The organism is Flavobacterium sp., from assembly GCF_003525665.1.
GTDB lineage: Bacteria > Bacteroidota > Bacteroidia > Flavobacteriales > Flavobacteriaceae > Flavobacterium.
The window spans coordinates 1-11,901 of the sequence record NZ_DQDX01000132.1; the positions used below are offsets into that span (position 1 = coordinate 1).

Below are 11,901 nucleotides of genomic sequence, written 5' to 3' on the forward strand. Positions count from 1 at the left end.
CTTCGTGAAGCGGCGACACGTTGTGTGCTATTTAACTCAAATAACGTTGAATTAATGAAAATTATAAAAGAAAACACAAATTTAGGTGCATTGTTATTTTACTTATTGTTATTAATTCCATTTGATTATATTTTTAATGGTGCTTTAATAAGTAAAAAATTTGAAAAGCCGTATTCTATTGTCATTTTTATTTTACTTTTAATTTTAGAGATGGGTTATCTAATTTATTTTTCCTATGAAAATATTTACAGAATAGAATTTAATGAACAAGGAATAGAAATCGATTACAAATTAAAAAAACTTAAAAAAAAATACAGCATTAGAAATGTAATAAAGGTAGGAATTTCAAATTCACAACGAAATTCTATGCACAACGTAAATTTTTATTTTGATGATGGTTCAAAAATTTCAATGCCTAGTTCGGACAAAGATGAATTAAAAAAAGTATATCGTTTTTTTAAAGATAAAGGTATTAAATGCAAGGTTGTTGGTTTGCCTGCGGGAAGAATACCAGAAGATTATAACTGGTAAATTTAAATATAAACAGCACACAACAGCCATTTCAAGAAATGGCGTGGCTCGGGATTTATTTGAAATGGAAAAGGTTTTTAATTTAAAGTTTTGTTTATATTTGTAAAGGCTTGGTCTTGGTTCATCGCCACTTCTTGAAGCCGCGACACGTTAAAAAAAACTGTTCATACCTAATCACCATTTTTGGTCAATTAATCAAAATCAACATAAAAAAAACCGTTTTGCAGTACAAAACGGTTTTTTAAATTTATATCAACCTACAACGGAATATTTCCGTGCTTTCTTTTAGGAACATCAACTACTTTATTTTCTAGCATACTGAAGGCTTTCATTAATTTTCTTCTAGTATCGTGTGGCAAAATTACCTCATCAATAAAACCACGTTGCGCTGCCGTGTATGGATTTGCAAATAACTCCGCATATTCTGCTTCTTTTTCTGCTAATTTCTCTGCAGGATTTGCTGCTTCGCTAATTTCTTTTTTGAAGATAATTTCTGACGCACCTTTTGCTCCCATTACGGCAATTTCAGCACTTGGCCAAGCAAAATTCATGTCGGCACCAATGTGTTTCGAATTCATTACATCATACGCGCCACCATAAGCTTTTCTTGTAATTACAGTAACTCTTGGAACAGTTGCTTCGCTAAAAGCGTATAACAATTTGGCTCCATGCGTGATGATTCCGTTCCATTCTTGATCGGTTCCAGGTAAAAATCCAGGAACATCTTCTAAAACTAAAAGTGGAATATTAAAACAGTCACAAAAACGCACAAATCGCGCACCTTTAATTGAAGATTTTACATCCAAACAACCAGCCAAATATTTTGGATTATTGGCTACAATTCCGATGCTTCTTCCACCCAAACGAGCAAATCCAACCACAATATTTTCGGCAAAATCTTTATGAATTTCGAAAAACGAATCTTCATCAATGATGTTTGCAATTACATCGTGCATATCATACGGTTTGTTCGCGTTTTCTGGAATAATGGTATCCAATTTTTCACGAATTTCATCGTTTGGCGTGTAAGGTAATTTTGGCGTAGTTTCTCTGTTATTTTGAGGCATATAACTCAACAACTTCTTGATATCTTCTAGACATTCAATTCCGTTTGGAGAAGTAATATGTGCTACACCAGATTTGGTAGAATGCGTACTTGCTCCACCTAATTCTTCTGAAGTAACTTCCTCATTTGTAACCGTTTTCACGACATTCGGACCAGTAACAAACATATAACTGCTTCCTTCAACCATCATAGTAAAATCGGTCATCGCAGGCGAATAAACCGCTCCACCAGCGCATGGTCCCATAATTGCAGAAATTTGAGGAATTACGCCACTAGATTGTACATTTCGATAAAAAATATCGGCATAACCACCAAGCGAACGAACACCTTCTTGAATACGTGCGCCACCAGAATCATTAAGTCCAATCATTGGTGCGCCACTTTTTAGTGCCATATCCATGACTTTACAGATTTTCTCGGCATGCGTTTCTGATAATGAACCTCCAAAAACCGTAAAATCTTGTGCAAAAACATACACAATTCGTCCGTTGATTGTTCCGTAACCGGTAATTACGCCATCGCCATAGTAGATTTCTTTCTCCATTCCGAAATCGGTAGTTCGATGTGTTACTAACATTCCGATTTCTTCAAATGAACCTTCGTCTAATAAATATTCCACTCGTTCACGAGCCGTCAATTTTTTATTAGAATGCTGTTTGGCAATACGTTTTTCGCCACCGCCTAATTTGGCAAGAGCAATTTTATCGTTTAATATTTTTATTTTGTCTTCCATCGTTTTGAGATTAAAGAAAATAGAGAATAGAAAAAAGACTTTACCAACTGCTCAATCTATTTTCTATATTCTATTTTCTATGTTCTTTAATTTGGTAATCTTAGGATTTGTTTATCAGAAATATACTGTTGCAAAGCAATCATCGCCGCAATTTCTGCTTCTGTATCTAAATTGGCTTTCATTTTTTCTGGATTGTAATATGATTTTACAAAACCAGTATCGAAATCACCCGAACGAAATGCTTCGTGTTCCATCACAAATTTTCCAAAAGGTAAAGTTGTTGCAACGCCTTCTACATGATAATTATCGATTGCTTTAATCATTAATTCGATTGATTCTTCACGAGTTTTTCCGTAAGTTACCAATTTCGAAAGCATTGGATCGTAGTAAATTGGCACATCCATTCCTTCTTCAATTCCGTTATCAACACGAATTCCTTCGCCTTCAGGCAATTTATAAGTACTTAAAAATCCAACATTTGGAAGGAAATCATTCATAGAATCTTCTGCATAAACACGAAGTTCCATAGCGTGACCTTTTATTTGTAAATCTTCTTGTTTCATTTCTAAAACTTCGCCTTGAGCGACTTTTATTTGCAATTCGACCAAATCCAAACCCGAAATCATTTCCGATACTGGATGTTCTACTTGCAAACGCGTATTCATTTCAAGAAAGTAGAAATTCAAATCTGCATCCATTAAAAATTCTACTGTTCCTGCTCCAAGATAATCACAAGCACGAGCTACTTTTACAGCTGCTTCACCCATTTCTTTTCTTTTTTCTGGAGTTAAAATTGATGATGGTGCTTCTTCAACCACTTTTTGATGGCGACGTTGAATGCTGCATTCTCTTTCAAAAATATACAACACATTGTCATGACTATCGGCCATAATTTGGATTTCGATATGACGTGGTTTGGTTACATATTTTTCAATAAAAACCGATCCATCGCCAAATGCATTGGTTGCTTCAGAAATTGCTCTGTCCATTTGAGAAACAAAATCTTCTTCTTTTTCAACTACTCGCATTCCTTTTCCTCCACCGCCAGCAGATGCTTTTATCAGAATTGGAAAACCAATTTTGCTCGCTATTTTCTTAGCTTCTTCAATATCGGTGATAGCTTCTTCTGTTCCTGGAACCATCGGAATATTATAATGTTTTACCGCTTCTTTTGCTGCCAATTTGCTTCCCATCATTTCAATCGCTTTCGATTTTGGTCCGATGAAAATGATGTTGTTTTTTTCACAAGCTTCGGCGAAAGCTGAATTTTCACTTAAAAATCCGTAACCTGGATGCACAGCATCAACACCTAATTCTTTACAAACTTCGATGATTTTGTCGCCACGCAAATACGACTGACTTGACGCAGCTTCACCAATGCAAACCGCTTCGTCTGCATATTTCACATGAAGCGCATTTCTATCGGCAGTTGAAAAAACAGCTACCGTTTTAATGCCCATTTTTTTAGCAGTTTTCATTACTCTAATGGCAATTTCACCGCGATTGGCAACTAATATTTTGGTTATTTTTTTCATATATAGATTTTAATTTGCCGTTAAGACACTAAGTCACTAAGTTTTTTTGGAGATAAAAAATTAAAATCCTTTGTGTCCTTGCGCCTTTGTGGCAAAATTTGTGTCTTTTTATTCGAATTCAATTAACAATTGTCCTTTATCGACTGCATTTCCTTTTTCTACAGCAATAGATTTTATAATTCCATCTCTTGGTGATAGGAAACTGTTTTCCATTTTCATGGCTTCCAGAATCAATAATGGATCATTTTCTTTCACTGATTGTCCAACCTCAACACTAATCTCTAGAATTAAACCAGGCATTGGTGCTTTTATAGCGTTTACGACTTTGGTTTTACCAACTTCAATTCCCATACTTTTGATAAGAATGTCTAAAGCGTCTGAAATAGCCACTTCATAAGTGTTGTTGTTAACTTTAATCGTGTATTTTTTAGCTATGAAATCGGTAGCAATGATTTCGGCTTTGTACGGTTTACTGTCTTTTAGTACATGGAATTTTGTTTTGTCCATGCTAACAGCGTCAAGGTTTTTAAGGTCACTTTCTGATAAATCAAACGAAGTTGTGTTGTTTACCGAAAGTTTATACGAATTACTCATACGACTTAATTTAAATTTGACCGTAAAAATAAACAAAGAAAACGTTTTCGTGAAGTAAATTATGGATTAAAATTGGTAATTTAATATAGCTAAATTGAAATTGTAATCAAAAACATAAAAATAATAAGTCAAACCATTAGAATATAGGTGGAATAAAATTACTAAAAACTTACTATATATTTTGTAGCGATAAGCTACGAGAATTCGAATGCAGTAATTTTGGATATTTCCAACAGACAAAGCGGCATTTATTTCTTAAAAATAACTTCAGACAAAGGAAATAAAGTTGAAAAGGTAGTTAAACAATAGTCAGTTACTATAGTTTAAGTTAATTGAACTGTGCGAATCAGCAATGGTTCGCGTTTTTTTATTTGCTTTATAAAACTAGAAGTCCGAATTCTCTTAAAGTAGCTATTGGTTTAGAATACCAAAACAATTCGAAGTCTTCAAATTGTGATTCAAAATCGGATTTTAATTGTGAAAAAGTGCTTTTAGAATCACCATAAACAGCAACTTGTTCTAATGCCGAAACCAACCATTTGCCTTTATCTTCTTCTAATGAAATGTCAAACGATTCGGTTTTATCATGAAACGACAATTTCATCATGTTCCAAGAGTTTCCTTTTTTAGATTTTGTAAAGCTTTCAGTAATGGGCTTTCCTCCTATCCAAACTACTTTTGCAGAAGATTTTATGTTGAAATCGGGTTCTTTTTCCAAACAAGAAATAATATAATCAGACGGAATTTTAGTATTCGGAATTTTGAAATCAAACCAATCTTGCAAGTCATAATCAAAGCAAATTCCGTGCATGTAATTGAACAACGATTTCTTTAATCCGAAGCTGAATTTGTCGTGATCGATTCCGGTTTTATCTTTAAAATTGATGTCGTTATTGGCAAAAGTAATTTCGTTTTGCTCTGGAATAACACCAAATTCCTCTGGAAACATTCCAACTGGAGAATGCGCTGTCATTGCAAATTGATGCCAAAAACCACTCTGTAAAACGCCGAGTTCAAATAATTGGCGCACCATTTCTAAACTATCAATCGTTTCTTGAACCGTTTGCGTCGGATATCCATACATTAAATAAGCATGAACCATAATTCCAGATTCGGTGAAATTTCTGGTTACTTGAGCAACTTGTTCTACGGTTACGCCTTTTTTAATTAACTCCAAAAGACGATCTGATGCTACTTCCAATCCGCCAGAAACGGCAATACAACCAGAAGCTTTCAGTAAAACACACAAATCAGATGTAAAACTTTTCTCAAATCGGATGTTCGTCCACCAAGAAACCACTAATTTTCGTTTGATGATTTCCAAAGCAACTTCGCGCATTAAAGCTGGCGGCGCGGCTTCGTCAACAAAATGGAATCCGTTTTCGCCAGTTTGAGCAATTAATTCCTCCATTCTATCTACTAAAATTTTAGCGGCGATGGGTTCGTATAATTTGATATAATCGAGAGAAATATCACAAAAAGTACATTTTCCCCAATAACATCCGTGCGCCATTGTTAGTTTATTCCAGCGACCATCGCTCCACAAACTGTGCATTGGATTGGCAATTTCTATCACCGAAATATAGTTTTGAAGTTGCAAATCGGAATAATCTGGAGTTCCAACTTCGCTTTGTTTATAATCGGGTTTTGTAGTGTTATTTACGTAAGTTACTTCGTTGTTTTGTAAAAGGAAAGTTCGTTTAAACTCTTTGGAATTTGGAATTTGAACATTGGAATTTAATAATTCTAAAGGTAATTCGCCATCATCCAAAGTTATGAAATCGAAAAATTCAAAAACGCGTTTATCCTTTAATTCACGTAGTTCGGTATTTGGAAAACCGCCGCCCATTGCGATTTTAATTTCTGGAAAATGAGTTTTTATAAATTGCGCACTTCTAAAAGCACTATACAAATTACCTGGAAATGGCACAGAAAAACAAATCAATTTAGGTTGGACTTCTTCTACTCTTTCTTTCAGAATTCTGAGTGTGATTTTATCGATATAGGTTGGATCGTTTTGCAAATTAGAATATAATTCGTCAAACGAGTTGGCACTTCTACCCAAACGTTCTGCATAACGACTGAAACCAAAATTTTCATCGACACATTCTACAATAAAATCGGATAAATCTTCTAGATATAATGTGGCTAAATGTTTAGCTTTATCTTGCATTCCCATGGTTCCAAAAGCCCATTCCATATCGTCTAACTGTGAAAATCGGGAAGCTTCCGGAAGGAAATTACCACTGCATATTTGTCTAGCTAAACTTGGATTTTTCCCTTGTAGAAAACCAATTACAGCATCGATTGTTTTTATGTAATCTTCTTTGAGCGAATAAATTCTTTCTAGGTTGTGGGTTGTAGGTTGTAGATTGTAGGTTGAAAACATTGCTGTTAAACCTTCTTTGGAAAACAATTCTAAAATCACTTCAATTCCCAAATCCATTTGAAAAGATGAAATGTTTTTAGTGTTTAAAAAACCTTTAATATACGCCGTTGCTGGATAAGGAGTATTCAGTTGGGTAAATGGTGGCGTTATTAAGAGGATATCTTTCAATGTAAATGATTTGTTTTGCAAAAGTACGCTAAATTTAAAATTAAAATAATTCAAAAATCGATTTTAGCTTTATATATTTGCTAATAACAAATTAATTCTAATGAGAAAACTTTACTTTTTTATTATTCTTACCTTCTCTATAAATTTATTGGCTCAAAAAAACAGTTCCTCTATTGGTTTCATTGAAAACAAAGGTCAAATTGTAGATCAAAAAGGTAGAAAAAACAGCTCTGTAAAATATCTTTTGAATACAAATGGATTGAATGTTCAATTAAAACAAAATGGATTTTCTTATGATGTTTATGAAACTGAAAAACATCCAAAAAAGAATAATAAAGTTGAAAATTACTCTCTATCACAGATAAAACCATCATTAGAACCAGAATATACGATAGATTATAATTTTCATAGAATTGATATTGATTTTATAAACTCCAACCAAAATGTTAAACTAATCGCTGAGGAAAAGACTAAAGATTATGATAATTATTATAATGTTATCCATGCCCCAAATGGAATTCTAGAAGTATACAAATTTAAAAAAGTTACTTATAAAAATATTTATAATAATATAGACGTTGTCTTTTTTATTCCTGAGGACATCACTAAACCAGTAGAGTATAATTTTATTGTAAATGAAGGAGGAAAAATATCTGACATTCAGTTACAATTTAGTGGTGCTAAAACAGAATTAGTTGAAAATAAAATTAAGATGAAGGTTCGTTTTGGACAAATGCAGGAAACGATTCCGATGAGTTGGATTGAAAATGGAAATTCTAAAGAACTAATTGAAATTAATTACAAAAGAACAGGTAAAAATACATACGGCTTTCAATCGTATAGAAATATGTCCAATAAAAAGATTATAATAGATCCAGTTCCGATAAGACTTTGGGGAACTTACTATGGCGGATCTGGATTTGAAAGTGCTGGTTCTGTTGAAGTGGATTCTAATAACAATGTGTTAATTTCGGGATTTACAGGAAGTAATTCAAACATTGCAACTGCAGGAACATATCAATCAAACTTCCTTGGAGGAGCAGATTTTATTGCAAAATTAGACACAAATGGAGTTAGACTTTGGGGTTCATATTATCCATTTCCAACTTCCACAATGAAAATTGATGGAATTGATAATATTTATCTAACTGGCTATACATTATATGAAGAACCAAGTATACCGTCTGTTGGATGTTTTCAAAGTGTAAAAAGCACATATAATGATGGGTTTTTAATAAAATTAAATAGTCAAGGTTTTAAAGAATGGGGAACCTATTATGGCGGAAACGAAAATGATTATGCTCAATCTATTTGTTTTGATAGTTTTAATAACGTATACATGGTAGGTGAAACTGTCAGTACGAATTTTTTTTCAACATCAGGAGCACATCAATTAAACAATAACTCAAATTATAATCGTTCTGATGCATTTATTGCAAAATTCAATCCCAATGGACAACGAATATGGGGTACATTTTATGGAGGACAACAAAGTGATGGCTTTTTTGATATCAACATTTCAGATGATGGTTTTATATATGCTTGTGGAACACAAAATAGCATTACTAATATAGCAACACCAGGAAGTTATCAAGAAACATCGGATGGAACAGCAGGAGGAATGATTGTAAAATTTGATCTAAATGGACAAAGAATTTGGGGTACTTATTTCTCCAATAGTACATCTTTATTTAGATCTGTTATCAAAGGAGATAATTTATATTTAGTAGGTAGAACAATTAACACTAACAGTATTGCCACGCCAGGCAGTTGGTTTGAAACATTACAGCCAATTCCATCTGGCGCCGTTCTTTTTGGAACTCAAAATAGTTTTATAATAAACTTTAATGTAAATACACAAACCAAAAATTGGGGAACGTATTTTATAGAACAAATAATTGGAATCGCTGTTAATACTAATAATGAGTTTTATTTTGCTGGTTATACTGGTGTTAATAGCGGTATAACAACTCCAGATAGTTATATGCCAACTAAAAATTCATACTCTAAAGTATATTTAGTAAAATTAGGCGCTAACGGCCAGAGAATATGGGGAACCTATTATGGTGGCAATTTAGGTGAACAACTTGGTTTTATAGATATTGATGATAATAATGATATTTATTTATTCGGAAATGTAAATGGTAGTACGACAGGAATCGCAACAGCAGATGCTCACCAAACAACTCTAGGTTCAAATCCAGATACTTTTTTAGTAAAATTTAGAGACTGTGTTTCATCTACTTTAGCATCGTCTAATTCTCCAATTTGTATTGGAAATAATTTAAATTTAACAGCATCTGGTGGAACAAATTACTCTTGGACAGGTCCAAATGGTTTTTCATCAACTTTGCAAAACCCTCAAATAACAAATGCCACAGCTGCAAATTCAGGTGATTATACTTGTGTAATAACTGGAACTGGTGGTTGTGATGGTTCAAACACGATCTCAATTGTTGTAGGCGATTCAAGTAAACCAATACCAAACATAGCAAATCTACCAGATATAAACGGTAATTGCACTGTAATCGTTTCAACAATTCCGACCGCTACAGATAATTGCTCTGGAACAGTTACTGGAACAACGACAGATCCATTAACCTATTCATTACCTGGAACCTATACTATAAATTGGAATTACAATGATGGAAATGGAAATATTGAAACTCAAACTCAAAATATAATAATAAGTCCTGTAGCACTTCCAACGGCAACATCGCCACAAACATTCTGTATTCAACAAAATGCAACTGTAAACGATATTATAATTTCTGGTACAAATATCAACTGGTATAACTCGTCAACAGCTGGAAATTTACTTTCTAATGCAACTATTTTAGTTGATGGAACCACTTATTATGCATCACAAACCATCAACGGTTGTGAAAGTTTGAGAGTTCCTGTGACAATTTCAATTCAGAATACTCCTATTCCAACAGGAAATGCTAGTCAAGAATTTTGTGCTACTTCTAGTCCAACATTAAGTGACGTCAGTGTTTCTGGAACCGCAATAAATTGGTACGCAAACAATTCAGGTACGACTATTTTACCGAATTCAACTTTACTAGTTGACGGAACAACCTATTTTGCAACGCAAACTATTAACGGATGTGAAAGTGTAGGTAGATTAATGATAAATGTATCTTTGATAAATACTTTAAATGCCAATGATTACTCGCAATCGTTTTGTGATGATTTAAATGATGGTTCAGAAAATATAAACTTATCTAATTATAATTCGAATTTTGTTGCTTCAACTTCTGGAATGACTTTCACCTATTATTCCTCATTAAACGGTGCAGAAAATCAACTTGCAAGTCAGCAATTAAATTCAAATTATAGCTTGTCAGTTGGTTCAACGATTGTATATGTTAGATTAGATTCTACTAATGGTTGCCACCAAATTGTAAACTTAAACCTATCATTATTCCAAAAACCTATTATTTCAATTGATGACGTAATGCCAATTTGTCAAGCAACATCTATTACAGTAAATGCTGGTTCTGGTTTTAACAGTTACCTTTGGTCGACTGGAGCAACAACCCAATCAATTTCAATTTCAAATCCTGGAACTTATTCTGTAACCGTTACTAAAAATTACGGAACTCTAATCTGTTCTTCTACAAAATCATTTAATGTTGTTGCATCGCAAGTAGCTACAATTGCATCAATTGACACGCAAGATTGGACCGATACAGAAAATGTTATCATCGTTTCAACAACAATTAATGACAACTTTCAGTATTCTTTGGATGGAGTTAACTATCAAGTAAGTAATACTTTTAGTGGTTTAACAAGCGGTTTTTACACCGTTTACGTAAAAGACGAATGTGGAATTGTTAATGAAGACGTTGTACTTTTAAATTATCCAAAATTTTTCACACCAAATGACGACGGAACAAATGATTATTGGAGAATTAAATTTTCACAATACGAACCTAATTTAACAGTCACAATATTTGATAGATACGGAAAAATTATGAAAGTTTTAAATCCGAATTCTGTTGGTTGGGACGGAACTTATAATGGTACCAAAGTGATTTCTGATGATTATTGGTTTGTCGTTAAAAGAGAAGACGGAAGAGAACACCGTGCGCACTTTACACTAAAACGATAAACCTTAATTGAAAGTTAAAGACAACTTTATTAATTCAATTTTAAGTATTTTTACAAAAAAATTATAAAATGCCAAACGACTGTATAACCTATCAAGATTCGGGATATTTTTCTAAACTAATTGTAGATTATTTAGATCAAAAACCCAATTTGAAATCGTTATACAATCGTTTTCCTAATTTAGAGCATTTTAAACTACAAATTGAGGAGAAGAAAGCTGATTTTTCAGATGAAAATCGTCAAATTTTAGTTTCAGAACTAGAGAAACAGTATTCTGGTTTTGAAATTTCTGAAGCAAGTTCTAATAACATACAACGATTAAAAGACGCCAATACTTTTGCAATAACTACTGGACATCAGCTGAATTTATTTACTGGACCACTTTACTTTATTTACAAAATTGCTTCAACAATAAATCTTTGCAAGCAATTAAAAAACGAATTTCCTGAGCATAATTTTGTTCCTATTTATTGGATGGCGACAGAAGATCATGACTTTGAAGAAATCAATTATTTTAATTTTAAGGGCAAAAAAGTTAAATGGAACAGAGAAAGTTTTGGACCAGTTGGTCGACTTTCTACCGAAGGTTTAGCGGAAGTTTTCGAATTATTTTCATCTGAATTAGGAATTGGTTCGAATGCTGATTACTTGAAAGATTTGTTTACAAAAAGCTACTTAGAACATTCCAATTTAGCCAATGCAACACGATTTTTAGCCAACGAATTGTTTAAAAATGAAGGTTTGGTTATTATTGACGGCGATTCAAGTG

Annotated in this window: 8 protein-coding genes; 4 read left to right on the forward strand and 4 right to left on the reverse strand. The window is 33.1% G+C overall.

What is annotated here, in order from left to right:
- Nucleotides 1–54: 54 nt before the first annotated feature.
- Nucleotides 55–531, forward strand: a complete 477-nt coding sequence (locus tag DIU01_RS09400; protein ID WP_290833811.1) for a hypothetical protein — start codon at nt 55–57, stop codon at nt 529–531.
- A 257-nt stretch (nt 532–788) separates the two neighbouring features.
- Here DIU01_RS09400 and DIU01_RS09405 read toward each other — a convergent pair whose 3' ends face one another.
- The 3 genes from DIU01_RS09405 to DIU01_RS09415 all read right to left on the reverse strand — a co-directional run bounded on the left by DIU01_RS09405 (nt 789) and on the right by DIU01_RS09415 (nt 4,459).
- On the reverse strand, nt 789–2,330 hold the full coding sequence (locus DIU01_RS09405; RefSeq protein WP_290833812.1) for an acyl-CoA carboxylase subunit beta: 1,542 nt from the start codon (nt 2,328–2,330) through the stop codon (nt 789–791).
- Between the two features lie 86 nt (nt 2,331–2,416).
- On the reverse strand, nt 2,417–3,865 hold the full coding sequence (locus DIU01_RS09410) for an acetyl/propionyl/methylcrotonyl-CoA carboxylase subunit alpha (protein ID WP_290833814.1): 1,449 nt from the start codon (nt 3,863–3,865) through the stop codon (nt 2,417–2,419).
- Between the two features lie 108 nt (nt 3,866–3,973).
- The gene (locus DIU01_RS09415; RefSeq protein WP_290833816.1) at nt 3,974–4,459 is read right to left on the reverse strand and encodes an acetyl-CoA carboxylase biotin carboxyl carrier protein subunit; all 486 of its coding nucleotides are present in this window, start codon (nt 4,457–4,459) and stop codon (nt 3,974–3,976) included.
- A gap of 189 nt (nt 4,460–4,648) precedes the next feature.
- Here DIU01_RS09415 and DIU01_RS15605 point away from each other — a divergent pair, with 189 nt between their 5' ends.
- A complete protein-coding gene (locus tag DIU01_RS15605) occupies nt 4,649–4,768 on the forward strand; it encodes a T9SS type A sorting domain-containing protein (RefSeq protein WP_367221923.1) in 120 nt (39 codons plus the stop codon).
- A gap of 67 nt (nt 4,769–4,835) precedes the next feature.
- Here the strand turns inward: DIU01_RS15605 and DIU01_RS09420 are convergent, their stop codons facing one another.
- Nucleotides 4,836–7,016: a radical SAM protein gene (locus tag DIU01_RS09420; RefSeq protein ID WP_290833817.1), complete on the reverse strand. Its 2,181-nt coding sequence runs from the start codon at nt 7,014–7,016 to the stop codon at nt 4,836–4,838.
- Between the two features lie 100 nt (nt 7,017–7,116).
- On the opposite strand from DIU01_RS09420, the gene DIU01_RS09425 reads away from it, so the two are divergent.
- The gene (locus tag DIU01_RS09425; protein ID WP_290833818.1) at nt 7,117–11,133 is read left to right on the forward strand and encodes a T9SS type B sorting domain-containing protein; all 4,017 of its coding nucleotides are present in this window, start codon (nt 7,117–7,119) and stop codon (nt 11,131–11,133) included.
- Between the two features lie 68 nt (nt 11,134–11,201).
- A partial coding sequence (gene bshC, locus DIU01_RS09430) for a bacillithiol biosynthesis BshC (RefSeq protein ID WP_290833819.1) occupies nt 11,202–11,901 on the forward strand: 700 nt, incomplete at its 3' end.